The sequence below is a fragment of the Klebsiella sp. LY genome, assembly GCF_004010915.1.
GTDB lineage: Bacteria > Pseudomonadota > Gammaproteobacteria > Enterobacterales > Enterobacteriaceae > Klebsiella > Klebsiella quasipneumoniae.
In genome coordinates this window covers 1,711,992-1,737,430 of the sequence record NZ_CP022444.1, presented here as the reverse complement: position 1 = coordinate 1,737,430, position 25,439 = coordinate 1,711,992, and the positions used below count along the sequence as shown (strand labels likewise).

Below are 25,439 nucleotides of genomic sequence, written 5' to 3'. Positions count from 1 at the left end.
ACAACCACATAGATGTCCCTTACGGGTTAATTATTTTGCTGATTTTACCGGAGAACGATCGTTTCGGTCGGAGATGGAGATTTTTGTCCCAGCCGAATGGCTGGCGAGAGAGAAAAAGTCATCGGCATCAATATCGAAGTTAAGAATAATTTCCCTGTATTCCCCACCGTTAATTAACGCTTTGGCTTCTTTAACACTACTGGCAATAATGACAGGCATCAGTTTTATCTCATTTTGAAAACTGAGAAGCAAAATAAGAGTTAGTTCGTACCAGATCAACTACTTTTTATCGTATACGACTGCAGAAAAAAACGTCCTCCTGTGGCTCGGTGATAGAGGAGGATTTTGTGACAGCGATCGGCTCGTCAACAGCGGGATCTTATCGGGCGCTGTGACGGGCTGCGGTTTCGCCAGCCCGCCGGGATTATTTACCCTGCTGTTTTGCTCGTAATATCTCGCCACAGCGCTGCTGGTCCTGACGCAGCGCCTGCTGTTCCTGCGGGCTGAGCTGATGCCAGGTGTCCAGCATCCGCTGCCCCAGCGCCGGCAGGTAATGTGCTTTATGCAGCGCGTAGTCAGAATTCCCCCCCTCGACGATATTCTGCATATCGTGGAGGAACTGGCGGCTGTCGTCATGATCGATCACGCAAAATACCGCCCGGTAGTAAGCTTCGTCTTCCTCGGTGTAATGCGGAGTGAACCACCAGACCAGCAGCACGGTAAGCGCCAGCAGCGGGATAATAAAGAGTAATTTTTTCAACATCAGTTTTTCGGCCGGAGACAATCAGCCGTCAGTGTACCTGCAACAACGTCAGGATGTAAGCGCCGGCCCCGGCGGGCCGGCACTGGCTAGTAGCCGACCGGGTAGATGCGGCCGGTTTGCACCCCTTCAATGCTGCGGCGATAGGCCTGTGCTACGGCGGCGGCGGGAACGCTGGCAAAGCCCGGGAAAAAGTCGCCGTAGGCCGCCAGCGACTCGCTGAGCACGGTGGGGCTGATGAGATTGATGCGGATCCCGCGCGGTAGTTCGCAGGCGGCGGCGCGGACAAAGCCTTCCAGACCGGCGTTGACCGTCGTGGCATTGACCCCCTGAGCAATGGGTTCCTGCGCGACAATACCGCTGACCAGAGTAATCGACCCCCCGTCGCCCAGGAAATGCTGGCCGACCAGCGCCAGGCGAATTTGCCCCAGCAGTTTGTCCTGCAGACCGAGGTTGAACTGGCTGTCGGTCATGGTGCTTAACGGCCCAAAGTGTAGATTACCGGTGGTGGAGACGATGGCGTCTACTTCGCCGGTCTGCGCAAACAGCGCCTCGACGCTCTCCTGCGAGGTGATATCCACCTGATAATCCCCCCGGGTGCGGCCGACGCGGATAACGTCATGTCTCTGGCTCAGTTCTTCGCTGACCGCGCGACCAATGGTGCCGCTGGCACCGATAACGATAATTTTCATGGCAGACTCCTGATGAGGTGAGAGGCTATTCTTTAATAAAACGGATATCGGATAAACTGGCTAAAAGTTAGAACATTACTAACCAGAGGTTAGCAATATGGATAAGCTGCGAGGGATGGAGACGTTTATTGCCGTGGTGGAGTGCGGCAGCTTTACCGGGGCGGCGTCGCGCCTGGGGCTGTCGGCGGTGATGGTCGGGAAATATATCGCCCAGCTGGAAACCCAGCTGGCGACGCGCCTGCTGGAGCGTAACACCCGACGCCAGAGCCTCACCGACGCCGGGCGGGTCTATTTTGACGAAGCGAAACGGGTGATGGAGCAGGTCTCCATCGCCGAAAGCGCCGTTGAGCGGCTGCGGCTGGCGCCGGCCGGCACCCTGCGGGTGAGCGCGCCCACCTCGTTCGGCGCCAGCGTGATCGCGCCCCTGACCGCCACCTTTCTGCAGGCCTGGCCAGCGGTCCGGGTGGAACTGGATCTGACCAACCGGATGGTCGATCTGGTGGATGAGGGGTTCGACCTGGCGATCCGCATTGGCGAGATCCATCAGGAGGATCTGGTGGCTCGCTACCTGGCGCCGTATCGGATGGTGATCTGCGCCGCGCCGGCTTATCTGGCGCGTTACGGAACGCCCGGGAGGCCGGAAGATCTCGCCGATCATCTCTGCCTGTCCCATACGGTCTGGACCGCCCGCAACGAGTGGCGGCTGCCGGGCATGGAAGGGGAAGTGCGCTGGAAGCGCGATGCGGTTTTGCGCTGTAACGATGGCTATGCGCTGCGCCAGGCGGCGATCGCCGGGGCTGGGCTGCTGATGCAGCCGGAGGTGCTGCTGGCCGATGCGCTGGCCAGCGGCAGCCTGGTGCGGGTGCTGGAGGCGTGGACCCCACAGCCGAGGCCCGTGCATCTGCTCTGGCGCCAGGATCGCCGGCCCCTGCCGAAGTTGACGCAGTTTATCGCCCACCTTCAGCAGGGAATGCCTGACGCGCTGGCGACGACCCGCGCGTCGGAATAATCACTCCTCCCGAAGCGCCTGCTGCCAGTCGGCAATCAGATCGTGAGGATCTTCGATCCCGACCGACAGGCGGATCAGCTGCGGCGTGATGCCGTTCGCCAGGCGCTTCTCCAGCGGGATCGAGGCATGGGTCATGCTGAAGGGCTGGCTCACCAGGCTCTCGACGCCGCCCAGACTCTCCGCAAGGGTGAACCAGCGCAGCTTGCTGATGATGCGTTCGGCGTAACCGTCATCGCCTTTCACCACTACCGAAATCATGCCGCCGGGCAGGGCCATTTGCCGGCGCGCCAGCTGATGGTGCGGGTGCGAGGCCAGCCAGGGGAACCAGACTCGCTCTACCTCCGGCTGCTGTTCCAGCCATTCGGCGAGCTGCAGCGCGTTCGCGCTGTGGCGCTCCATCCGCAGCGCCAGGGTGCGGATGCCGCGTAGCGTCAGGAAGCTGCTGAACGGGTCGAGTACGCCGCCTACCGCATTCTGCAGGTAGCCAAGCTTCTCCGCGAGCGCGGCGTTATCGCCGACCACCGCCAGGCCGGCGACGACATCGGAATGGCCATTGAGGTACTTAGTCGCGGAGTGGACCACAATATCAAACCCGTGCTCCAGCGGGCGATGGATCGCCGGCGAGGCGAAAGTGTTATCGGCGACGCTGATCAGGTTATGGCGGCGCGCGATAGCGGCGATAGCGCTGAGATCCGCCAGCTTCAGCAGCGGGTTGGTGGGCGTTTCCACCCAGATCATGCGCGTATCGGGGCGGATCGCCGCTTCAATTCCCGCCAGGTCGTCGGGTTTCACCCAGCTCACCTGCAGACCAGCGCTACGGCGGCGTACGTTTTCCAGCAGGCGGTAAGTGCCGCCATACACATCATCGACCGCCACCAGGTGACTGTCCTTATCCAGCAGCTCCAGCACGGTGGCGATGGCGGCCAGCCCGGAGGCGAACGCGTAGCCGCGCGTACCGTTTTCCAGGTCGGCGATCGCCGTCTCCAGCGCATGGCGGGTAGGATTCCCGCTGCGGGAATATTCATAGCCGGTATGCTGCCCCGGCGCCGGCTGAGCGAAAGTGGAGGTGGCATAAATAGGCGGCATCACTGCGCCGTGGCTGTCGGTGAAGGTTCCGCTATGTACGCTCAGGGTGTGGATAGATGACATAAAAAATTCCTTATTGTGCTACTCGGTTACGCCAGGCGGTCAGTACATCGCTGCGGGTGACCAGGCCAAGAAAACGCGCGTTGTCAGCGATCACCGCCACCAGACCGCGATCGAGAATGGCCTGCAGTTCGCTCTCTGGCGCACGCTTATCGAGAGTTTCAACATGGCGGCTCATCGCTTCGCTGACCGGCAGGGAGAAGCGTTGGCGATCGCCCTGTACGTGGCGGATCAAATCCCACTCATCGACGATGCCGACCACGCGGCCATCCTCCAGAACCGGCAGCTGGGAGATGTCATACAGCCGCATGCGGGTAAAGACCGCGGCCAGGGTGTCGTCCGGCGCGGCCGTGACGGTAGCGCCTTCGTCATGGCGCAGGGCGATAAAATCACTGAGATCGCCCTGTTCGGGGCGGGCGATCAGCCCTTGCTGGCGCATCCAGTCGTCGTTGAACATTTTTGACAGGTATTTATTGCCGCTGTCGCAGGCGAAGGTCACCACCCGCTTCGGACGGCTTTGCGCCCGGCAGTAGCGCAGTGCGGCGCTGAGCAGGGTGCCGGTGGAGGATCCGGCCAGCACACCCTCGACCTGCAGCAGCTGGCGCGCGGTGTGGAACGCTTCGCGGTCGCTGACGCGATAGGCGGTATGCACCCCCTCCAGCCTGGCCAGCGGCGGGATGAAATCTTCTCCAATCCCTTCGACCAGCCAGGATCCCGTTTCGCCGTAGCGTCCGGTATCAACCTGATCGGCAAGGATCGAGCCCGCCGGATCGGCGAGGATAAATTCCGTTTTCGGCGAGTGTTCTGCAAACCAGGCCTGAAGCCCGCCCAGCGTGCCGCCAGAGCCAACGCCGACGACGATGGCGTCGATGTCGCCCTCCAGCTGCTGGAAAAGTTCCGGCGCGGTGGAGGTCGCGTGCGCCAGCGGATTAGCGTCGTTGTTAAACTGGTCGATATAAAAAGCCCCCGGCGTTTCATCGGCAAGGCGGCGGGCATAATCCTGGTAATAGGCCGGATGACCTTTATTGACGTCGGAACGGGTGAGCAGCACCGTCGCGCCCAGCGCCCGCAGGTGAAAGATTTTCTCGCGGCTCATTTTGTCCGGCACCACCAGGATCAGGCGGTAATTTTTCTGCGCCGCGATCAGCGCCAGGCCGAGGCCGGTATTGCCGGCAGTGGCTTCGATAATTGTCCCGCCGGGCGCCAGTTTACCCTGACGCTCGGCTTCGTTAATCATCGACAGCGCAACCCGATCTTTAATTGATCCGCCCGGGTTCTGATTTTCCAGTTTTAAAAACAGACTGCAGGGCCCGGTATCCAGTTTGTGCAACTGGAGCAGGGGAGTATGACCGATCAGGTCGCTCACGGAATGAAACAGTGACATAACCATTTACCCACTCGTTTAAGAAATTTTTGCATGGTAGGTCTGTGAAATCGGTAATTTAAAGAACATTTCTCTGTCATTTAGCGCAAAATGGAATATAAGATGCTGTTCAGCCATCCGGAGGGAAAGCAGGGTAGCCGCCTGGGCGGATCGATTGCCAGAAAAGGGCGTTTTTAGCCGCTTTTAACGACAGAATGGCGATTTGAATCAGCGGGTTATCTGATATTTGAAAATGTATTTGCGAAAAGATTCTATGGGGAGAGGCGGTCTGCGCTGGCCGTTAAGTGGCAGCTGGCTCACCAGGAGAAAAGTGCAGCAGAGAATCACGGGTTAGCGATGTTCGATGAAGAGTCCGGCTACAGAAAAGCAAAAACCCGCCTTGTGGGCGGGTTCTTTAAATAGTGGTGCCCGGACTCGGAATCGAACCAAGGACACGGGGATTTTCAATCCCCTGCTCTACCGACTGAGCTATCCGGGCAACGGGGCGCATTAAACCGTAATCGCCGCGCCTCGTCAACGAAATTTATCTGTTTTGCAGCAGACTGAACAATCTATCACCACATTGCGCTAAAAGCACGCGTCTTCAGGCAAAAAACAGCGTCCAGACCGCTGAGATCGGCATCGCCAGCACCAGCGCAGGCAGCATATTCACCACGGCAAACATTTTTATTCCGCAGATGCGCAGCCCGGTGGCCACCAGCAGCATACCGCCGACGGCGCTGAAATCCGCCAGCATCATCGGCGTGGTGAGCGGCATAATGATCGCCGCGCAGGCCGCGAGAGTCAGCTGGATAAGTAGCATAGGTACGCTGATGGCGGCGACGGCAATGCCCAGGGTACAAGCGAAAATGGTGGCGGTGAAAAAATCGAGAAACGCTTTGGCAATCAGAATGCTGGCGTCGCCGGTCATCCCTTCGCGCATGGCGCCGAAGACGCCGGTGCCGCTGGCGCAGAACAGGACGATAATCGCCACATAGCTCTGAATATAGGAGTCATGAGCCGAGGCTTTTTTCTTACCCTTCGGCGTCAGCAACTGCTGGAGCTGACTGACCAGCGTATTAATCCCTTTTTCCATATTACAAATTTCGCCGAGCAGCGTTCCCACCAGGGTCGACAGCACCATCACCGGCAGATTGGCGCATTTGATCACCAGTAAAATGCCGATGCCTAATGACGCCAGACCAAAAATTGAGGTCATGGATGTGCGGATCCGTTCCGGCAACCGCTGGCTGAGTAAGGCGCCTAACACGCCGCCGACCAGCACCGCGCTGGCATTAATAAAAGGTCCTGTAACCACGCTGACTCCTGTTAAATATCCCTGATAACCGAATGATTATGACGTTAACCCGCCGTGAAAGCTTGTGTATCCGTGATATAAGTGCATACGGTTTTCATCTTGCGCCTGTCGGGGAAAGGTGCCATGATTGCGCGAATTTTCTCCTCCCTGATATGAGGCCGCCGATGACGACACTGCCATTACCTCGCCAGCGACGCCGCGCACAGATGCGTGGGCTGCCTCATCTTGCTACGCTTACCCCTCTGTTCACCATGCGGTGAAGGACACGTATGCTCACTGTAGGGCAACAGTAAGATCGGACGCGTCTGCTTTTACTGATGTCCGGCGGTCGGAGCTGAATCCGTCAGACCCGGACACATCGTTGGGCAAGGTTTCCCTTGCCTGAGATTTTTACACTCCCGATACGGGCATTTGCGCTTATGAAATCCATGCACATTGCCGCCAGCTGCGAGCTGGTCACCCGCTTGTCCACCCACCGTCGCGTTGTGGCGCTGGACAGTACCGATTTTACCGATGTGGCGGCAGTCGTCATCACCGCGGCGGACAGTCGCAGCGGCATCCTCGCCCTCCTCAGGCGTAGCGGATTTAACCTGCCGGTCTACCTGCTGAGCGAGACGGCGGTCGATAAGCCGGAGGGGGTACAGGCGGTGATCGCCGGTAAAGATCAGGAGTGGCTGGAGCTGGAAGCGGCGGCCTGCGATTATGAAGCGCGTCTGCTGCCACCGTTTTTCAATACGCTGACCCAGTACGTCGAAATGGATAACAGCACCTTTGCCTGTCCGGGACACCAGCACGGGGCCTTTTTCAAAAAGCATCCCGCAGGCCGCCAGTTCTATGACTTTTTTGGCGAAAACGTCTTTCGCGCCGATATGTGTAACGCCGACGTAAAATTAGGCGATCTGCTGATCCACGAAGGGTCGGCCAAGCACGCGCAGAAGTTCGCCGCGAAGGTCTTTAATGCGGATAAAACCTACTTCGTCCTTAACGGCACCTCGGCGGCCAACAAAGTCGTGACCAACGCGCTGTTGACCCGCGGCGATCTGGTGCTGTTCGATCGCAACAACCACAAGTCAAACCATCACGGGGCGCTGATTCAGGCTGGAGCGACGCCTGTCTATCTTGAAGCCGCGCGCAATCCGTTCGGCTTTATCGGCGGTATTGACGAGCGCTGCTTTGATGAGCGCTACCTGCGGGATCTCATCCGTGAAGCGGCGCCAGAGAAAGCCACGGCCTCTCGCCCGTTTCGTCTGGCGGTGATCCAGCTCGGAACCTATGACGGCACGGTCTATAACGCCCGCCAGGTGGTCGATAAAATCGGCCACCTCTGCGATTACATCCTGTTCGACTCGGCGTGGGTGGGCTATGAGCAGTTTATCCCGATGATGGCCGACTGTTCGCCGCTGCTGCTGGAGCTGACCCCGGACGATCCGGGCATTTTTGTCACCCAGTCCGTTCACAAGCAGCAGGCCGGTTTCTCGCAGACGTCGCAGATCCATAAAAAGGATAACCATCTGCGCGGCCAGGCGCGCTTCTGTCCGCACAAGCGGCTGAATAACGCCTTTATGCTGCATGCCTCTACCAGCCCGTTTTATCCGCTGTTCGCCGCACTGGACGTCAACGCCAAAATCCACGAAGGCGAGAGCGGCCGCCGCCTGTGGGCCGAATGCGTGGCGCTGGGCATCGAGGCGCGCAAAGCGATCATCGCCAATTGCAAGATGATCCAGCCTTTTATTCCGCCGATAGTGGCGGGGCGCCCGTGGCAGGATCACCCGACTGAGGCGATCGCCCGGGAGCGCCGTTTCTTCAGCTTCGAACCGGGCGCGCGCTGGCATGGCTTCGAGGGCTATGCCGACGACCAGTATTTTGTCGACCCGTGCAAGCTGTTGTTGACCACCCCGGGCATCGACGCGGAGAGTGGGGAGTACAGTGAGTTCGGCATCCCGGCGACCATTCTGGCGCATTACCTGCGGGAAAACGGCATCGTGCCGGAGAAGTGCGATCTCAACTCGATTCTGTTCCTGCTGACGCCGGCGGAAAGCGCCGAAAAAATGGCGCAGCTGGTGGCGATGCTGGGGCAGTTTGAACAGCATATTGAAGCGGATACGCCGCTGGCCGATGTGTTGCCGACCATCTATAACAAATACCCGGTGCGTTATCGCGACTATACCCTGCGCGAACTGTGCCAGGAGATGCACGATCTGTACGTCAGCTTTGACGTGAAGAGCCTGCAAAAAGAGATGTTCCGTAAACGGAGCTTCCCGCGGGTGGTGATGAATCCCCAGGATGCCAACCGCGAATTTATCCGCGGCGACGTGGAGCTGGTGCGTCTGAGCGAGGCGGAGGGCCGCGTCGCGGCGGAAGGGGCGCTGCCGTATCCGCCGGGGGTATTATGCGTGGTGCCCGGTGAGGTCTGGGGTGGCGCTGTACTGCGCTATTTCCTTGCGCTGGAAGAGGGGGTTAATATGCTGCCGGGTTTCTCGCCGGAGCTGCAGGGGGTATATAGTGAGACGGATTCGGACGGCATTAAGCGGCTGTATGGCTACGTGCTGAAGGGATAAAAAACGCCCCGCTGAACCGGCGGGGCGTTTTGCTTTTGACGATCACGCGCTCTGCTGCGCGGCGGTCGGTTGTCTGACGTGTTTGTATTTGAACAGCGCCACGAAGGCAAAAGCCAGCACTAGCGAATAGCCGGCGAAAATCAGCCACACGCTCTGCCAGTTAGTGATCCCTTCGACGGTAAAGTGCTCCACCACTTTGCCGCTCACCATGCCACCGAGAATACAGCCGAAGCCGTTGGTCATCATCAGGAACATGCCCTGGGCGCTGGCGCGGATTTCCGGACGCACCTCTTTCTCCACGAACACTGAACCAGAGATGTTGAAGAAGTCGAAAGCGCAGCCGTAGACGATCATCGATAGCACCAGCAGCACGGTGCCGAACGGTGTCGGATCGCCGAAGGCGAACAGGCCGAAGCGCAGCATCCACGCCACGATACTGATAAGCATCACGTTCTTAATGCCGTAGCGGCTGAGGAAGAACGGAATGGTCAGGATAAACAGCGTCTCGGAGATCTGCGAGATCGACATCAGCACCGAGGCGTGTTCGACGATAAAGCTGCCGGCAAACAGCGGATCTTTATCGAAGCTGTGCAGGAAGGTATTACCGAACATGTTGGTGATTTGCAGCTCGGCGCCTAGCATCATCGAGAAGATAAAGAAGATTGCCATGCGCTTGTTTTTAAACAGCGCAAAAGCGTTAAGCCCCAGCATCTCCGTCCAGCTTTGATTACGCTGGGCGTTAGCCACCGGGATCGTCGGCAGCGTCAGGGTGAACAGCGTCAGCAGGACCGACAGCGTCGCGCCAATGTACAGCTGCATATGGCTCAGTTCGAAGCCGGAGAAGCTGACGCCCCACATGGCGAAGATAAAGCCGATGGTGCCCCAGATCCGGATCGGCGGGAAATCGGTGACGATATCCAGCCCCGCCGACTGCAGGCGGTAGTAAGAGATGGTGTTAATCAGCCCCAGCGTCGGCATATAGGCCAGCGAGTTGAGGAGGATCACAAGGAACATCTCGCCCGGCGTGGTGACCTGCGCCGCCAGATACAGCGTCAGCGCGCCCACCAGGTGGCAAGTGGCATACACCCATTTGGCGCTGATCCACTTATCGGCGACGATGCCGAGCAGCGTCGGCATCAACACCGCGGCGATACCGAGCGAGCTATATACTGCGCCGATAGCCGCGCCATCAAACTTCAGCGTGACAAACATGTATGAGCCAAGCGTGGTGAGCCAGCTCCCCCAAAGGCAGAACTGCAGGAACGACAGTATTTTGAGCTGCAGCTTAAGATTCATGTAGTTATCCTCACGAATGTGGGCTTGTTATGTTTTTAAAATAACATTAATCCCGTTATTTTGATGCGATTCTATCATTCACCAGCTGAAGGCTTCTGTTAACTGCCGCAGAAAACCGAAAGATATTCCACAGTATGGCGCAGAAAAAAAGCGGCCTCAGCGCGTGGCTGAGGCCGGTGTCAGGAGGGGGTTATTTACGGCGGTAGCTTTTCTGCGCCGTGTTAACTTTATACAGATAGCGGCGCGATTCCGCCGACGGATGACGGGTGGTCAGCGTCTGGTAGACGTCACCTGGCGCCATGCTGTTGATGATATTGGCCGCCTGGACTTTATCGCTGGAGAAGACCCGCAGCACGCTGCCGGCGCCGCCGTTATAGGCGGTGATCACCGCGTAGCGACGCGAGGTAGGGTTATCGATGCCAGCAAGGTAGACATTGTTCAGCATCGCCAGGTAGGCAGTACCGGTGTCAATGTTATTCGCCGGGTCGAACAGATAGCTGCGGCTTGGCAGGCCCGATTTACCCTGGGAACGGAAGACGTCTCTGCCGGCGCTGTGCTGGACTACCTGCATTAGCCCCATGGCGTCGGCATGGCTGACCGCATAAGGGTTAAAGGAGGATTCGGTCTGCATAATCGCGAGGATCAGCGACTCATCCACCCCATACTTACGCGAGGCCTGACGCACCATGCCGAGGTATTTATGCGCACGTTTGTCGAGGTGGTTCGGCACCAGGTTGATGGTGATGCTGTAGACCACGCGCAGGCCGTTGTTGCGGCTCTTCAGGCGGGTTTGCAGCAGATAGTCGGCAAAGCGCGCGGCGCGCCACTCCCAACGAATCGATGCCCCGGTGTTATCCACCACCTGGCCATAGAGGAACGGCTCTTTGGAGATCTGAATGTCATCGACATCGGAATAGAGGTCGATGGAGTTGGGATCATCGCCCATCAGCAGGGTTTTGACGATCGCCTGGCGCAGTCGTCCGCGCGGATCGGTGCCGGCGATGGTCTCGACGGTGATCGTCCCTTCATCAAAGTTGATGTGGCTGCGGGTTTGATACTGGTCGGTGTATTTGACGTAGTCCTTCGGCCCGGCGAGCAGGACTTCGTTGTACCCCCAAATGTTCTCGATGTTGTGGGCAAACTGGCCCATCAGGATATCAAAACCGTTGGTATCCTTGACCCAGGCCTCGTTGTATTCGGCGCCTTTTTTATTGGAGCTGGAACACGAAACGAGCAACGGCGCAATCAGCGCGAGCGCTAAGTATTTTTTCATCATTCCGGGCGTGCGTGTTGTGTTTGTTTTTAAAAGGCCGCAGGGCCCTTACTGTTTTTCCGGCGGCGTATAGCCTTCGATGTGCACATCTTTCCCTTCAAACAGGAACTGCACCATTTCCTGCTCCAGCAGCTTGCGGTGCTCCGGGTTCATCATGCTGAGCTTTTTCTCGTTGATCAGCATGGTCTGCTTGTGCTGCCACTGCGCCCAGGCTTCTTTGGAGATTTCGTTGTAAATGCGCTTCCCGAGTTCGCCCGGATACAGCTGAAAATCCTGGCCGTCCGCTTCACGCTGCAGGAAGGTACAAAAAATGGTTCTGCTCATAATCAATCCTCTTTGATAGCCGAAAATTTATACCGGCGTTCCGGCTTTTAACTGTTGCAACAAGCGCTCCACGGGAGCCGCCAGACCGACCGACGGCGGCTGCGCTAAGTTATACCAGAGTGCGTTGCCTTCATCCATGCATGCGCCAGATGAGTGCACTGTAAGCCACATCGGCACAATATCCAGGTGGAAATGGCTGAAAGTGTGGCGAAAAGCGGTGAGCTGCGTCAGATTATCGGCCTTAATCTGGCGCTGTGCCAGCCACTCGCGCAGGCCCGCTTCGTCGGCAAACTGCGGAAAACAGAACAATCCGCCCCACAGACCCACCGGCGGACGTTGGGCGAGAAACACCTCGTCACCGTGCTGCATCAGAAGAAAATAGCCGGTGCGTTCCGGAATGGTCTGCTTCGGTTTTTTGCCCGGATATTCTGCCCATGAATGATTGGCGTAGGCCACGCAGCCGTTGCTCAGCGGGCACAGTTCGCACTTCGGCTTCGAGCGGGTGCAAACCATCGCCCCGAGATCCATCATCGCCTGGTTAAAACGCTCCACGCCCTTCGCCGGCGTGACCGCTTCGCTAATCTCCCACAGCCGTTTTTCCACCTCTTTTTTCCCCGGCCAGCCGCTGACAGCATAGCAGCGGGCGAGCACGCGCTTCACGTTGCCGTCGAGAATCGGATAATGCTGACCGAGCGAAAGCGATAAAATGGCCCCCGCCGTTGAGCGCCCGACGCCGGGAAGCGCCGCCACTTCGTCAAAGGTCTGCGGGAATTCGCCGCCGTGCTGCGTCGCCACCTGCTGCGCCGCTTTGTGTAAGTTGCGCGCCCGCGCGTAATAACCCAGTCCGGTCCACAGATGCAGCACTTCATCCAGCGGCGCGTTGGCGAGATCGACCACCGTAGGGAAACGCGCCATAAAGCGTTCAAAATAGGGGATAACCGTGGTCACCTGGGTTTGTTGCAACATCACTTCGGAGAGCCATACTTTGTAGGGCGTCTTGGCGATTTGCCAGGGCAGGGTTTTACGCCCGTATTTGTCGTACCAGTCCAGGACCTGGGCTGAAAATTGCGTGGCGAGAAAAGTCAAAGCTACGGCTCCGGGATCGCGATTACAGGGGGGCAGATTGCAGCATAAGGGCGAGTGGCTGTAAACCCTTGCATCCGCCGGGTAACTTTGGATAATGCCCGTTTTCCGAACACATTCACAAGCAGACCAAACTTTTATGAAAAACGACGTCATTTCTCCGGAATTCGATGAAAACGGTCGCCCGCTGCGCCGTATTCGTAGCTTCGTCCGTCGCCAGGGCCGCCTGACGAAAGGGCAGCAGCATGCGCTGGATAACATTTGGCCGGTGATGGGCGTTGAATTCAACGATGCGCCGCTCGATTTCGCCGCCCTGTTTGGCCGCGAAGCGCCGGTCACCCTCGAAATTGGCTTCGGGATGGGCGCATCGCTGGTGGCGATGGCAAAAGCCAAACCGGAACAGAATTTCCTCGGCATCGAAGTGCACTCCCCGGGCGTTGGCGCCTGTCTGGCCTCGGCCGAAGAAGAAGGTGTGCAAAACCTGCGCGTGATGTGTCACGATGCGGTGGAAGTGCTGCACACTATGATTCCGGATAACTCGCTGAATATGGTGCAGCTGTTTTTCCCTGACCCGTGGCATAAAGCGCGCCATAATAAACGTCGTATCGTACAGCCGCCTTTCGCCGAGCTGGTGAAAAGTAAACTGAAGCTCGGCGGCGTCTTCCATATGGCGACCGACTGGGAAGCCTATGCCGTCCATATGCTGGAAGTGATGTCCTCGCTGGAAGGGTATCGTAACCAGTCGGCAAGCAACGATTACGTACCGCGCCCGGAATCGCGCCCGGTAACCAAATTTGAACAGCGTGGCCATCGTCTCGGCCACGGCGTATGGGACTTAATGTTCGAGAGGGTGAAATAATGGCCAAGAATCGTAGCCGTCGTCTGCGTAAAAAAATGCATATCGACGAGTTTCAGGAGTTAGGCTTCTCGGTCGCCTGGCGTTTCCCGGAAGGGACCAGTGAAGAGCAGATCGACCAGACGGTCAACGATCTGATCGAAGAGGTGATTGAGCCGAACAAGCTGGCCTTTGACGGCAGCGGCTATCTCTCCTGGGAGGGGCTGATCTGCATGCAGGAGATCGGTAAATGCACCGAAGAGCATCAGGCCATCGTGCGCAAATGGCTGGAAGCGCGTAAGTTAGAGGATGTGCGCACCAGCGAACTTTTTGACGTCTGGTGGGACTAAGTTTGACAAGGGTCGGCAACTGCCGGCCCGTTTTGTCTTAAGGGAGTTTTATGATGCGTAAAACGCTGCTGGCGGTGGCGCTCTCCGTAACCGCTTTGTCTGCCCATGCGGACTACCAGTGTAGCGTCACGCCGCGTGACGATGTGATCCTCACCCCTCAGCAGGTACAGGTGAAAGGGGAAAACGGCAATCTGGTGATCAAACCGGACGGCAACCTGACCTTTAACGGCAAGGCTTATGCGCTCAGCGCCGCCCAGCGCGAACAGGCGCAGGATTACCAGGCCAGTCTGCGTAGCAGCCTGCCGTGGATTGACGAAGGCGCGCGTTCGCGAGTCGAAAAAGGCCGCAAGGCGCTGGATAAAATCATTACCGAACAGGTCGGCGCCAATAGCAGTATGCACGGTCGTCTGACCAAGCTGGACGCGCAGCTGAAAGAACAGATGAACCGCATCATTGAGCGCCGCAGCGATGGCCTGACCTTCCACTATAAAGCCATCGACCAGGTGCGCGCCGACGGCCAGCAGCTGGTAAATCAGGCGATGGGCGGCATTTTGCAGGACAGCATTAACGAGATGGGGGCGAAAGCGGTGCTCAAAGGCGGCGGCAACCCGCTGCAGGGCATTCTCGGCAGCCTCGGCGGTCTGCAAACCGCTATCCAGGATGAGTGGAAAAACCAGGAGGCCGATTTCCAGCAGTTTGGTAAAGACGTCTGCAGCCGGGTGGTCTCCCTTGAGGACAGCCGCAAAGCGCTGGTTGGCTCGTTAAAATAGCTTGATTTCGCTACCTGCGCCCGCAGGTAGCGACGACGCTCAGGCGATCACATCAGCCCCAGCAGCTGTGGAATAAACAGCGAGATCGGCGGGATATAAACAATCATCATCAGCGCGATCAGCAGGGCGGCGTAGAACGGCAGCAACGGTTTGATGAGCTGCTGAATTTTCACCCCTGAAATGGAGCAGCCGACAAACAGCGCGCTGCCAACCGGCGGGGTCAGCAGGCCGATGCACAGGTTAGCGACCATCATGATGCCGAAATGAACCGGGTTCATGCCCAAATCCTCAGCAATGGGCAGAAATATCGGCGTGAAAATCAGCACCGCTGGGGTCATATCCATAAAAATGCCGACGATTAGCAGCACAATGTTAATCAGCAGCAGGATCACCACTGGGTTTTCCGACACCCCCATTAGCGCATCGCTTATCATGTAGGGAATATCGGCATTGGTCATCGCCCACGACATGCCGACCGAAAAGCCAATCAGCAGCAGAACGATAGAGGTCGTCACCACCGACTCCAGAATCAGCTGCGGCAGATCGCGCCATTTGACTTCACGATAGATCAGCACCGAGAGAATAAAGGTGTAGACCACGGCGATGGCGGACGCCTCAGTGGCGGTGAAAATACCGCCGAGGATCCCGCCCATCACAATAATGACCAGCAGCAGGCTGGGTAGGGCGTCGGAAAAAGCCTTTGCCGCCTGGGCACAGGTCGGCCGTTCGGAAACCGGATAGCCGCGGCGTTTAGCGATGCAACCGCAGACCAGCATGATGGACAGACCCATCAGAATGCCCGGCAGATAACCGGCCATAAACAGCGAGGCGACCGAGACGCCGCCGGCTGTCAGGGAAAAGACGATCAGCACGTTTGACGGCGGAATAAGCAGACCCGTGATGCAGGATGAGACGTTTACCGCTGTGGAAAAGGTCGGATCGTAGCCTTTTTGCCTCTGAATGGGATTCAGCGTCCCGCCTACCGCCGCGGCGGCCGCGACGGCTGAACCGGAAATCGAGCCGAACATCATATTGGCCAGCACGTTAACGTGCCCCAGCGATCCGGGCACTCGCCCAACCATCACCTGCGCCAGATTGATTAAGCGTATTGCAATCCCGCCGCTGTTCATCAGGGTTCCGGCAAAGATAAAAAAGGGGATGGCCAGCAGCGCGAAGTTATCAAGCCCGTTCGCCAGGCGTTGAGACACGGTTATCACCGCGATATCCCAGGGAAACATCAGCATCATCGAGCCAACGGTAGCGATACCGATGGCGAAGGAGATGGGAACGCCGATAAAAACCAGAATAAAGAAAACGCCAAACAGCGTCAGTGCAATAGCGCTATCCATGAGTTGCTCCTTCTTCTGCATGTTTCATGTTTTTCAGGCCGTTATTGATAAAACACAATGCGTAAAACATCATCATGATGCCGGTGAGCGGCAGGATCAGATACACGTAGCCCATGGGGATCTGCATCGCGGCTGAGACCTGGGCGGTCGACAGCGTTTTTGCAATCAGTTTTACGCCGCCGGTCACAATCACTGCGCCGGCAAACAGCAGGATCAGCAGGTTAATAATGACGCTGAACAGCGCCTGCCTGCGGGGAGAGAGCGTCATGGTGAGTAAATCAATCGCCAGGTGACGCTGGGCGCCGACGGTGTAGGCCGCGCCCAGTAACCCGACCCAGATCATTAAGAAGCGCGCCAGCTCATCGGTCAGGGTGCTTGGCTGGTTAAGCACGTAGCGGCTGAATACCTGCCAGACGACGCAGACAACCAGCGCAATCATAACAGCGACAGAGAAGGCGGCGATGGTGCGGTCCACCGCCAGCTTGATGCGGTTAAGTATCATCGTTGATTTCCTGGTGAAGACGGGCCAGCGGCTGGCCCGTTAATGGTTATTCCGCGGCAGCTTCAAATTTGGCCAGCAGGGCGGCCTGTACAGGATCTTTTTTAAAGTCATCGAATAGCGGCTGCACGGCGGCGCGGAACGGCGCTTTATCCACTTTGATAATTTCGCCCCCCATAGCTTTGGCCTGCGCGCGGGTATCGGCGTCGATTTTCCGCCACAGCTGTTGCTGATAAACCTCTGACGCTTTCGCCGCTTTGATCAGGATTTGTTGCTGATCCGGCGTCAGCTTGTCCCAGGTTTTACTGGAGATAACGAGGAAATCAGGGATGGAGGCATGCTCATCTTCAGAGAATACTTTCGCGATTTCGATATGGCGCGTCTGCACCCAGGAGGGAACGTTATTCTCCGCGCCGTCCACCACCCCCTGCTGCATGGCGGTATAAACTTCACCAAAGGAGATGGGGGTTGGGGAACCGCCCATTAATTCGACCATTTTTAACGTTGTCGGACTGGCCTGAACGCGGATCTTCAGTCCTTTTAAATCTTCCGGCCTGGTGATGGGCTTTTTTGCATAAAAACTTCGCGTCCCGGCGACATAAGCGGAAAGGGCAAAAAATCCTTTCTCTTTCGTCGAGTTCATTATTTCTTTACCCACCTCGCCGAAGACCACGTTATTGAAGTGGTTCTGGTCGTTAAACAAGAATGGTAAATTATATATGGCGTAAATATTATCGAAAGATTCCAGATCGCTGGCGGAACCTTTGGTCATATCCAGCGCGCCATTTTGTAATAACTCCATGGTCTCGCGAGCGCTGCCCATCTGACTACTGGGGTAAATGCGAATCTTCATCTTACCGTCAGAAAGCTGGTTTACCTCTTTGGACATCTCCTCAAACGCCTGATGCACCACATGGCTGCGCTCAAGGTTATGCGCCAGTTTTAATGTTATTTTTTCAGCCGCGACGGCACCTGCAGAGAGTAGGGCCAGTAAAGCTATACCTACCAGAGAACGAGAAAAAGGATATTTTTTCATGAGTTGGCTCCATGCACTTGGGGGTAATGGGTCAATATCTTAAGCATCATGCTTTATTTCTGTATGACATATTATCTTTGTTGTCGTACATCTTTAAGCTGCCTGACTCACACTTTCTGGCAATGAGGTAATGAAATAACCGATCTTATTGAAGGATTGATATTTGGTTTGTATTAATTAATGCAAATTAATTTGAGAGTGGAATATTTAATAACAATGGAACGGATGTAATGAGGTATATATGGCGGAGGAATCGAGTGATTCCCATTCCCGAAATATTGCTGCTGGGAATGGGATGACGATATTTATTCGCTGAGGAATAGTTCGAGAAGAGAATTTAAAAACAGCTTTCCATGCTCGGTAATCTGCCAGTTCTGCTCGTCTTCCTGCAGATAGCCGTGGGCTATCGCCGCGTCCAGCTGCGGACGGATCGCCGCTTCATCAAGACCGGTATAACGGCGGAATTCCGCGCGCGGCGCGGCCTCCAGCAGGCGAAAACGGTTCATAAAGAACTCAAACGGTTTATCCGCCTCTTCCACATCATGCTGGCGTTCGAGGTAGCGGCCTTCCATATAGCCGCGCGGGTGGCGGGTTTTGGCGGTACGCAGGATGCGCCCGTTCGGGAAGGTTATCTTGCCGTGCGCGCCGCAGCCGATGCCGAGATAGTCGCCAAAGCGCCAGTAGTTGAGATTGTGCTGACACTGATAGCCCGGTTTGGCGTAAGCGGAAGTCTCGTACTGCTGGTAGCCGGCGGCGCTCAGCAGCTGATGTCCCTGCTCAAAAATATCCCATAGCGCGTCGTCATCCGGCAGCACCGGCGGCCGGGAACCGAACAAGGTGTTCGGCTCAATGGTCAGCTGGTACCACGAGAGATGCGGCGGGTTGAGAGCAATGGCCTGACGCAGGTCGTCCAGCGCCTCCTCCAGCGACTGGTCCGGCAAACCGTGCATCAGGTCGAGATTGAAACTGCGCAGGCCCAGGCCGCTGGCGAGGCGTGCCGCGCGTTTGGCCTCTTCCGGGCCGTGGATCCGCCCCAGCCGCTGCAGCTTTGGTTCGCTAAAGCTTTGTACGCCGATAGAGATGCGATTCACCCCGGCGCGCTGGTAATCAACGAAGCGATCGGCCTCCACGGTGCCCGGGTTGGCTTCCATGGTGATTTCCGCCCCGGCGGCCAGCGGCAGGCAGGCGCGGACGCCATCGAGCAGGGTTTGCATGGCCGGGCCTGACAGCAGGCTCGGCGTACCGCCGCCGATAAAAATGGTGCCTATTTCCCGTCCCTGGGCATACTGCACATCGGCCCGCAGATCGTTCAGCAGATGCTGGACGTAGTCATCGTGCGGCACCTCGCCTTTCAGTGCATGCGAATTAAAGTCGCAGTACGGGCATTTCTGCACGCACCAGGGAATATGAATATAGAGACTCAGCGGTGGCAAATTAGCCATTACGTAATGCATCCAGTAACAGTTTAAGCGCCTGCCCGCGATGGGAAATGGCGCTCTTTTCTTCACGGCTCAGTTCGGCCGCGGTTTTTCCCTCTGACGGGACGAAGAAAATCGGATCGTAGCCGAAGCCGCCATGACCTGCGGCTTCCCGGGCGATCACCCCAGGCCAGCTGCCGTGGCACACCAGCGGCGTGGGATCTTCGGCATGGCGTAGATAGACCAGTACGCAGTGGAACTGCGCCTGGCGCTGGTCGTCCGGCACGTCCTGCAGGGCGTCGAGCAGTTTCTCAAGATTCTGCTGGTCGCTGGCGTCGACGCCGGCATAGCGGGCGGAGTAGATGCCTGGCGCGCCGCCAAGGGCATCGACGGCCAGACCGGAATCGTCGGCGATAGCCGGCAGGCCGGTGATCTGCGCCGCATGACGCGCTTTCAGAATCGCGTTTTCAATGAAGGTCAGACCGGTCTCTTCCGCAGACTCGACGCCGAGCTCGGTCTGAGCGACGATATCGAGACCAAAATCTTCCAGCAGCGAGGCCAGTTCGCGCACTTTACCGGCGTTGCCGGTAGCGAGGACGACTTTTTGCATGATGAATCCTGTTTATTCAGTTAGCGCCGCGACCGCAGTCGGGATCTGTTGTGGGGTGATGATTTTAACTTGCTTATGGCGGCCCAGCTCGCCTTTTTCAATCAGTACCTGGCTTTTGGCGACGCGGAACTGTTTGGCGAGAAATTTCACCAGATGGGCATTGGCCTGGCCATCAACGGGCGGGGCGGTAATGGCGACTTTGAGCTCGTCGCCATGTACGCCCACGATGCTGTCACGGCTGGCCTTCGGCTGAATATACAGCCTCAGCACCAGCCCGTCAGCGCAGCGTTCAACGGCACTCATAGCGCCATCCACAGCCCCGGCAGCAGTACGTTACCGGTAGCCTGCAGCACCTCGGCGACCCCCATATTGATCACGTACAGCAGCAGCACCAGCACCATCGGTGAGAAATCGATACCGCCCATCGACGGCAGCAGGTTGCGGATTGGACGCAGCAGCGGGTCCGCCAGCTGCATCAGCACATACTCCACCGGGCTGCGTCCCTGGCTGACCCAGCTCATGATCGCCATCAGCAGCAGCACCCAGAAGATCAGCGAGCCGATGGTTTTCAGCAGAATAAGCAGGGCGGAGATCCAGATGATCGGCTGGAAGGTGATCACCATAAACAGGACGATCGCTTTGATGACGCAGAGGATGAATGCCACCAGCAGCGAGGCGCTGTCAATCGGCCCCATTGCCGGGATGATCCGGCGCAGCGGTCCGACAATCGGCTGCGTGGCCTTTACCACAAACTGCGAAAACGGGTTGTAAAAGTCGCAGCGCGCCCACTGCATCCAGACGCGTAACAACACGACCATTGTGTAAAGCTCAATGACCGTTGAAAGCAGGAAAGTCAACGTCTTCATGGCGTTCCTCAGATTCCTTATTATTTGCTGTAGTCGCGCGCACCAAAAATGGCCGTGCCGATGCGCACCATCGTGCTTCCCGCCGCGATAGCGGCTTCCATATCGTCCGACATTCCCAGAGACAACGTATCGACCGTGGGGTACCGCGTTTTTAACCGCGCAAATGCTACCGCCATTTGCTGGGCGACGGCAAACTGCCTTACATATTCTGACTCAGGCGCGGGGATCGCCATCAGGCCGCGCAGCTCCAGATGAGGTAACTCAGCGATCTCCGCGGCTAAGGCATCGAGCGCTTCCAGCGGGATGCCGGATTTACTCTGCTCATCGCTGATGTTGATTTGAATCAGCACCTTCAGCGGCGGCAAATGCGCCGGGCGCTGCTCGTTCAGGCGGGTGGCGATTTTCAACCGATCGACGGTGTGGCACCAGTCAAAATGTTCGGCCACCAGCCGGCTTTTGTTGGACTGCAAGGGACCAATAAAGTGCCACTGCAGTCCACTGACGCCTGCCTGCTGGAAATGGTTAATCTTCTCCACGCCTTCCTGGACGTAGTTTTCACCAAATGCCCGCTGGCCTGCCGCGATGGCTTCTTCGATCGCGCTCGCAGGTTTCGTTTTACTCACTGCAAGCAATGTCACTTCTTCTGGCGCACGCCCGCAACGGGCGGCGGCACCGGAGATTTTGTCCCGGACCTGTGCCAGGTTATGCGCAATATCGTTCATATTCCGAGGATGAGTTATGAAGCTGGAAGAAATCGTAGCCCTTAGTGTAAAGCATAATGTCTCCGATCTACACCTGTGCAATTCCGCCGCACCGCGCTGGCGGCGGCAGGGTAAGCTGGAGCCCGCGCCCTTTCCCGCACCGGATATTGCGGATTTACTCAACGACTGGCTCGATGCCGCACAGTTACAGCACTGGCAGGAGCACGGCCAGATAGACTTTGCGCTGACTCTGGCCTGTGGTTCACGGTTACGCGCCAGCGCTTTCGCCCATACGCGCGGAATATCGCTGGTGCTGCGCCTGCTGCCCAGCCAGTGTCCGCGCCTGGAGGCGCTGGGCGCGCCGCCTGCGCTAAGCGAGCTGCTGGCGGAAGAGAGTGGTTTGCTGCTGGTCACCGGGGCGACGGGCAGCGGCAAGTCGACCACCCTGGCGGCGATGGTCGGCCATCTCAACCAGCATCTTGATGGCCATATTCTGACGCTGGAGGATCCGGTGGAGTTTATTCATCACAGCGAGCGGTGCCTGATTCAGCAGCGGGAGATTGGCCGGCACTGTCCTTCGTTCTCCGCGGCGCTTCGGGTGGCGCTGCGCCAGGATCCGGATGTGATCCTGCTCGGCGAGCTACGCGACAGCGAAACCATTCGTCTGGCGTTAACTGCGGCGGAGACCGGGCATCTGGTGATGGCGACATTACACACCCGCGGCGCGGCGCCGGCGGTGGAGAGATTGATCGATGTCTTTCCGGCAGAGGAGAAAGATCAGGTTCGTAGCCAGCTGGCCGGAAGCCTGTGCGCGGTGCTGGCGCAAAAATTATTACCCGCACGTCAGGGCGGCAGAGTTGCGCTATACGAGCTTCTGGTTAATACGCCGGCGGTAGGGAATTTGATCCGCGAAGGAAAAGTGCACCAGCTGCCCGGTGTAATGCAGACCGGGATGCAGGCCGGAATGTTGACATTTACCCAGAGTTTTCAGCAACGTGTGGCCGCAGGCGAGCTGTAAGGGGAGTGTGAAGCGAGTTGGGTGGTTGAAATGGTGTGTTAACTAAATGTTTAAAAGCTGTTTCTGGATATTATTTGATAATACAAATAATCCTTGTGAATAAATTCAAATAAGATATTCAGTTGAGATATGTCGGCAGTGAATACGCATTTCCAGGAAAAAAGTTTGATTACCTTTTGACAGCTTTGAGTCATTCGATTTATGCTGTTTACGGGAATAGGATGATTCTCATGGAATAACGTTTCAATTTGTAAATTGCCAATGCTATTTATAAATTCACGGCTGATTGTATATTTTTTTATTCATTTAACCACCATGACGGTGGATAGCTGCTAAGGAGAGTTTTAAGTGATTAATTTAAATGGAAATTCATCATCTTCTCGTCAGGTAACCTTTATTACCCACCCGTCTATTCAAAGCAAAGCCTTTGCCAGCTATCTGAGTGAAACCCTGATGGCACCGGTGGTTTTACAAAATATTAATAAACCGCTGGCGCAGCGTCTGGCAAAAGATTCTGTAATATTATTTGATATTGCAGTGTCAAATAAGAAATTAAACGGGGTATGGCGGGATATTATTCGCTTGCAGGCAGATAACCCTCGTTTGTTGATTATTAATAGCGCACAAAAGTATGAGTTATACGAAATGGCGCAGTGGCCGGCTTTATATGGCGTGTTCCGCCATGACGATGATGAATCGCGCTTAATTGAGGGCGTCAAGGCCGTGCTGAACGGCGAACAGACGGCTGAATTGAGCGTGATGCACCCGGCGATGTACGCTGCGGACCATGCATCGGCGCCGGTTGAGAACTCGCCGCTGACCGAACGAGAATGCGAGATCCTCAACGAACTGCGCTGCGGCGCGACCAACCTCGATATTGCCCGCGCGCTGTTTATCAGTGAGAACACGGTGCGGACGCACCTGTATAACGTGTTCCGTAAGCTGAGCGTTAAGAATCGCACCCAGGCGGTGAGCTGGGCTAACGAACATCTGCGCCACTAGGCGGGGGAGCTGCGCCGTCTGCGGTTCGCCGGCGGCGCAGAAGAGCAGGGCTTAAAAGCTCTGCTCGAAGTAGCTTTCCAGAATGACCACCGCAGAGGCCGAATCGACGCTGCCTTTATTCAGCGCCCGATAGCCGCCATGTTCGAACAGGCCTGCCCGGGCCTCAACCGTACTCAGACGTTCATCGTGGAGAAGGATCGCGACGCCAAAGCGGCCATGAATTTTATTGGCGAAATTACGCGCGCGCGCGGTCAGCGGTTGCTCAGTGCCGTCCATATTCAGCGGCAGGCCGACGATTACCGCCTCAGGCTGCCACTCCTTAAGCAATTTTTCGATGATATTCCAGTCCGGTTTACCGTCCTGCGCCTTCAGCGCCGGCAGTGGCCGGGCGGTTGCGGTGATCCGTTGCCCTACCGCCACACCGATGCTTTTGGTCCCGAAATCAAAGCCGAGAAAGGTACCGCTCATTATGCATGCCCCGCGACGCCTGGCATCGTCACGATGTCGATGCCAATCAGTTTAGCCGCCTCGCGCCAGCGATCGGCGATGGGCGTACGGAAGAGAATATTCTGGTCAGCCGGGGCGGTAAGCCAGGCATTATCTAGAATCTCCTGCTCCAGCTGCCCTTTCTCCCACGAAGAGTAGCCCAGGGCAACCAGCACGTTGCCCGGTTGCCGGTCGGTGCCTAAGGTTTCGAGGACATCCCGCGAGGTGGTGATCACCGTGTTATCCGAGATACGGATGCTTGAGGAAAAGTCAGAGGGCGGGGTATGTAAAATAAAGCCGCGGTCTTCCGCCAGCGGGCCGCCCAGCATCACCGGTTTATCCAGGCGGATCTCCGGATTACGCGGCTCCGGGACAATTTTGAGCTTCTCAAGGATCCCTTCCACCTGCAGATTTTCCAGCGGCTTATTGATAATAATGCCCATGGCACCCTCGTCGTTATACTCGCAGATATAGACCACGGAGCGGCGGAAAATGGGGTCCTGAAGCGCAGGCATGGCAATCAGAAAGTGATGCTGTAAATTCATTGTCAGAGGTTCTGTTCCTGGTTCAAAAAGCAACACCCAGTATGCGGGCAAAGTAGAATGGTGTCGATGCACTTTATCTGGCAGGCGCCCGAGCGGCGCCTGGCTGGAAGGGTTTCGCCAGCGCGGCGATCCGCGCTCGCTGTGCCCTGAGCGGACGTTCGTCCGCCGTAGTGCTTATCGGGCGAGACGTCTTTCGATAGCGTCCATCAGCATGCCGGTGATCGAAATATCCGGGAAGGCGGCCTCGATCTCACGGACGCAGGTGGGGCTGGTGACGTTAATTTCCGTCAGACGGTCGCCAATAATATCCAGGCCAACGAAAATCAGGCCTTTAGCCTTCAGCGTCGGGCCGACGCGGCGGGCGATATCCCAGTCGCTTTCGGTTAGCGGGCGGGCTTCGCCGCGGCCGCCGGCGGCCAGATTGCCACGAGTCTCGCCGCCCTGCGGAATGCGCGCCAGGCAGTAAGGTACCGGCTCGCCATCCACCACCAGCACGCGCTTGTCGCCATCTTTAATGGCCGGCAGATAGTTCTGCGCCATGCAGTAGCGGCTGCCCAGCTCGGTCAGCGTCTCGGCGATCACGCCGAGGTTCGGATCGCCGGCTTTGACGCGGAAAATAGAGGCGCCGCCCATGCCGTCGAGCGGCTTCATGATGATATCGCCGTGTTTTTCCCAGAAGGCTTTAAGCTGGGCTTTATTACGGGTGACCAGCGTTTCCGGGGTCAGTTCGGAGAACCAGGCGGTGAACAGCTTCTCGTTACAGTCGCGCAGGCTCTGCGGCTTGTTGACGATAAGCGTGCCTTTCTCTTCCGCTCGTTCCAGAATATAGGTCGCATAAATAAATTCGGTATCGAACGGTGGATCCTTACGCATCAGAATGACGTCAAGATCCGCCAGCGGCAGATCCTGCTCGCCGGTAAAGTCATACCATTTGTCGTAGTTCTGTTCGACGCTCAGTGTGCGCGTCCGGGCGCGGGCTTCGCCGTTGATCAAATAAAGGTCGTTCATCTCCATGTAATGGAGTTCATAGCCGCGACGCTGCGCCTCCAGCAACATAGCGAAGCTGGTGTCTTTCTTGATGTTGATGGTTGCGATGGGATCCATCACGATGCCGAGCTTGATCATGGTTCTT

The 25,439-nt window shown here is 57.1% G+C and carries 28 protein-coding genes and 1 tRNA gene; 7 read left to right on the top strand and 22 right to left on the bottom strand.

What is annotated here, in order from left to right; translation table 11 throughout:
- Positions 1-30: 30 nt before the first annotated feature.
- The 3 genes from CE636_RS11310 to CE636_RS11300 form a co-directional block, all read right to left on the bottom strand.
- Positions 31-219, bottom strand: a complete 189-nt coding sequence (locus tag CE636_RS11310; protein WP_004205204.1) for a hypothetical protein — start codon at positions 217-219, stop codon at positions 31-33.
- A gap of 205 nt (positions 220-424) precedes the next feature.
- Positions 425-763 (bottom strand): hypothetical protein, encoded by a 339-nt coding sequence (locus CE636_RS11305; protein ID WP_025999196.1) that lies wholly within the window; start codon positions 761-763, stop codon positions 425-427.
- Between the two features lie 86 nt (positions 764-849).
- On the bottom strand, positions 850-1,452 hold the full coding sequence (locus CE636_RS11300) for a short chain dehydrogenase (protein ID WP_004205201.1): 603 nt from the start codon (positions 1,450-1,452) through the stop codon (positions 850-852).
- Positions 1,453-1,549: 97 nt separating this feature from the next.
- Here CE636_RS11300 and CE636_RS11295 point away from each other — a divergent pair, with 97 nt between their 5' ends.
- Positions 1,550-2,461, top strand: coding sequence for a LysR family transcriptional regulator (locus CE636_RS11295; protein ID WP_004205200.1), 912 nt, complete (start codon positions 1,550-1,552; stop codon positions 2,459-2,461).
- Here the strand turns inward: CE636_RS11295 and CE636_RS11290 are convergent, their stop codons facing one another.
- The 4 genes from CE636_RS11290 to CE636_RS11275 form a co-directional block, all read right to left on the bottom strand.
- On the bottom strand, positions 2,462-3,610 hold the full coding sequence (locus CE636_RS11290) for a trans-sulfuration enzyme family protein (RefSeq protein WP_004205199.1): 1,149 nt from the start codon (positions 3,608-3,610) through the stop codon (positions 2,462-2,464).
- A gap of 10 nt (positions 3,611-3,620) precedes the next feature.
- The gene (locus tag CE636_RS11285; RefSeq protein WP_017899761.1) at positions 3,621-4,997 is read right to left on the bottom strand and encodes a pyridoxal-phosphate dependent enzyme; all 1,377 of its coding nucleotides are present in this window, start codon (positions 4,995-4,997) and stop codon (positions 3,621-3,623) included.
- Between the two features lie 396 nt (positions 4,998-5,393).
- A tRNA-Phe gene (locus CE636_RS11280) sits at positions 5,394-5,469 on the bottom strand.
- Between the two features lie 105 nt (positions 5,470-5,574).
- Complete coding sequence (locus CE636_RS11275; protein ID WP_017899762.1) at positions 5,575-6,288, bottom strand: DUF554 domain-containing protein; 714 nt, start codon at positions 6,286-6,288, stop codon at positions 5,575-5,577.
- 419 nt (positions 6,289-6,707) lie between these two features.
- Here CE636_RS11275 and CE636_RS11265 point away from each other — a divergent pair, with 419 nt between their 5' ends.
- A complete protein-coding gene (locus CE636_RS11265) occupies positions 6,708-8,846 on the top strand; it encodes an ornithine decarboxylase (protein ID WP_017899763.1) in 2,139 nt (712 codons plus the stop codon).
- 42 nt (positions 8,847-8,888) lie between these two features.
- Here CE636_RS11265 and CE636_RS11260 read toward each other — a convergent pair whose 3' ends face one another.
- The 4 genes from CE636_RS11260 to mutY form a co-directional block, all read right to left on the bottom strand.
- Complete coding sequence (locus CE636_RS11260; protein ID WP_017899764.1) at positions 8,889-10,142, bottom strand: nucleoside permease; 1,254 nt, start codon at positions 10,140-10,142, stop codon at positions 8,889-8,891.
- 190 nt (positions 10,143-10,332) lie between these two features.
- Positions 10,333-11,415 carry a membrane-bound lytic murein transglycosylase MltC gene (gene mltC / locus CE636_RS11255; RefSeq protein ID WP_002916629.1) on the bottom strand — a complete coding sequence of 361 codons (1,083 nt, stop codon included), beginning with the start codon at positions 11,413-11,415 and terminating at the stop codon, positions 10,333-10,335.
- A gap of 48 nt (positions 11,416-11,463) precedes the next feature.
- Positions 11,464-11,739 (bottom strand): oxidative damage protection protein, encoded by a 276-nt coding sequence (locus CE636_RS11250; RefSeq protein ID WP_004105744.1) that lies wholly within the window; start codon positions 11,737-11,739, stop codon positions 11,464-11,466.
- Between the two features lie 27 nt (positions 11,740-11,766).
- Positions 11,767-12,825 carry an A/G-specific adenine glycosylase gene (gene mutY, locus CE636_RS11245; RefSeq protein ID WP_017899765.1) on the bottom strand — a complete coding sequence of 353 codons (1,059 nt, stop codon included), beginning with the start codon at positions 12,823-12,825 and terminating at the stop codon, positions 11,767-11,769.
- Between the two features lie 136 nt (positions 12,826-12,961).
- Between mutY and trmB the strand changes: the two genes are divergently transcribed.
- The 3 genes from trmB to CE636_RS11230 are packed head-to-tail and all read left to right on the top strand — an operon-like array spanning position 12,962 to position 14,777.
- Entirely contained in the window at positions 12,962-13,681 is a 720-nt protein-coding gene (trmB, locus tag CE636_RS11240; protein WP_004205192.1) for a tRNA (guanosine(46)-N7)-methyltransferase TrmB, read from the top strand.
- A complete protein-coding gene (locus tag CE636_RS11235) occupies positions 13,681-14,007 on the top strand; it encodes a YggL family protein (RefSeq protein WP_002916620.1) in 327 nt (108 codons plus the stop codon). Before trmB ends, CE636_RS11235 begins: the two co-directional genes overlap by 1 nt.
- Positions 14,008-14,057: 50 nt before the next feature.
- On the top strand, positions 14,058-14,777 hold the full coding sequence (locus CE636_RS11230) for a DUF2884 domain-containing protein (RefSeq protein ID WP_004205190.1): 720 nt from the start codon (positions 14,058-14,060) through the stop codon (positions 14,775-14,777).
- A 47-nt stretch (positions 14,778-14,824) separates the two neighbouring features.
- Here the strand turns inward: CE636_RS11230 and CE636_RS11225 are convergent, their stop codons facing one another.
- The 8 genes from CE636_RS11225 to CE636_RS11190 form a co-directional block, all read right to left on the bottom strand.
- The gene (locus tag CE636_RS11225; protein ID WP_017899766.1) at positions 14,825-16,126 is read right to left on the bottom strand and encodes a TRAP transporter large permease; all 1,302 of its coding nucleotides are present in this window, start codon (positions 16,124-16,126) and stop codon (positions 14,825-14,827) included.
- The gene (locus CE636_RS11220) at positions 16,119-16,628 is read right to left on the bottom strand and encodes a TRAP transporter small permease (RefSeq protein WP_004205188.1); all 510 of its coding nucleotides are present in this window, start codon (positions 16,626-16,628) and stop codon (positions 16,119-16,121) included. The genes CE636_RS11225 and CE636_RS11220 overlap by 8 nt, the downstream gene beginning before the upstream one ends.
- 46 nt (positions 16,629-16,674) lie before the next feature.
- Positions 16,675-17,661 carry a TRAP transporter substrate-binding protein gene (locus CE636_RS11215; RefSeq protein ID WP_004205187.1) on the bottom strand — a complete coding sequence of 329 codons (987 nt, stop codon included), beginning with the start codon at positions 17,659-17,661 and terminating at the stop codon, positions 16,675-16,677.
- 305 nt (positions 17,662-17,966) lie between these two features.
- Positions 17,967-19,103, bottom strand: coding sequence for a radical SAM family heme chaperone HemW (gene hemW / locus CE636_RS11210; RefSeq protein ID WP_017899767.1), 1,137 nt, complete (start codon positions 19,101-19,103; stop codon positions 17,967-17,969).
- The gene (locus CE636_RS11205) at positions 19,096-19,689 is read right to left on the bottom strand and encodes an XTP/dITP diphosphatase (RefSeq protein WP_004205185.1); all 594 of its coding nucleotides are present in this window, start codon (positions 19,687-19,689) and stop codon (positions 19,096-19,098) included. The genes hemW and CE636_RS11205 overlap by 8 nt, the downstream gene beginning before the upstream one ends.
- Positions 19,690-19,701: 12 nt before the next feature.
- Complete coding sequence (yggU, locus tag CE636_RS11200) at positions 19,702-19,992, bottom strand: DUF167 family protein YggU (protein WP_017899768.1); 291 nt, start codon at positions 19,990-19,992, stop codon at positions 19,702-19,704.
- Entirely contained in the window at positions 19,989-20,555 is a 567-nt protein-coding gene (locus CE636_RS11195) for a YggT family protein (RefSeq protein WP_004205182.1), read from the bottom strand. Before CE636_RS11195 ends, yggU begins: the two co-directional genes overlap by 4 nt.
- 20 nt (positions 20,556-20,575) lie before the next feature.
- A complete protein-coding gene (locus CE636_RS11190) occupies positions 20,576-21,277 on the bottom strand; it encodes a YggS family pyridoxal phosphate-dependent enzyme (RefSeq protein WP_004205181.1) in 702 nt (233 codons plus the stop codon).
- Between the two features lie 16 nt (positions 21,278-21,293).
- Between CE636_RS11190 and CE636_RS11185 the strand changes: the two genes are divergently transcribed.
- Both CE636_RS11185 and CE636_RS11180 read left to right on the top strand, forming a co-directional pair.
- Positions 21,294-22,274: a type IV pilus twitching motility protein PilT gene (locus CE636_RS11185; protein WP_017899769.1), complete on the top strand. Its 981-nt coding sequence runs from the start codon at positions 21,294-21,296 to the stop codon at positions 22,272-22,274.
- Between the two features lie 348 nt (positions 22,275-22,622).
- Positions 22,623-23,276, top strand: coding sequence for a LuxR family transcriptional regulator (locus CE636_RS11180; protein WP_004205179.1), 654 nt, complete (start codon positions 22,623-22,625; stop codon positions 23,274-23,276).
- Positions 23,277-23,327: 51 nt separating this feature from the next.
- Here the strand turns inward: CE636_RS11180 and ruvX are convergent, their stop codons facing one another.
- The 3 genes from ruvX to gshB form a co-directional block, all read right to left on the bottom strand.
- Entirely contained in the window at positions 23,328-23,744 is a 417-nt protein-coding gene (gene ruvX, locus CE636_RS11175; RefSeq protein WP_004205178.1) for a Holliday junction resolvase RuvX, read from the bottom strand.
- Positions 23,744-24,307 carry a YqgE/AlgH family protein gene (locus CE636_RS11170; protein WP_002916603.1) on the bottom strand — a complete coding sequence of 188 codons (564 nt, stop codon included), beginning with the start codon at positions 24,305-24,307 and terminating at the stop codon, positions 23,744-23,746. Before CE636_RS11170 ends, ruvX begins: the two co-directional genes overlap by 1 nt.
- A 174-nt stretch (positions 24,308-24,481) precedes the next feature.
- Positions 24,482-25,432, bottom strand: coding sequence for a glutathione synthase (gshB, locus tag CE636_RS11165; RefSeq protein WP_004205176.1), 951 nt, complete (start codon positions 25,430-25,432; stop codon positions 24,482-24,484).
- Between the last annotated feature and the right edge of the window lie 7 nt (positions 25,433-25,439).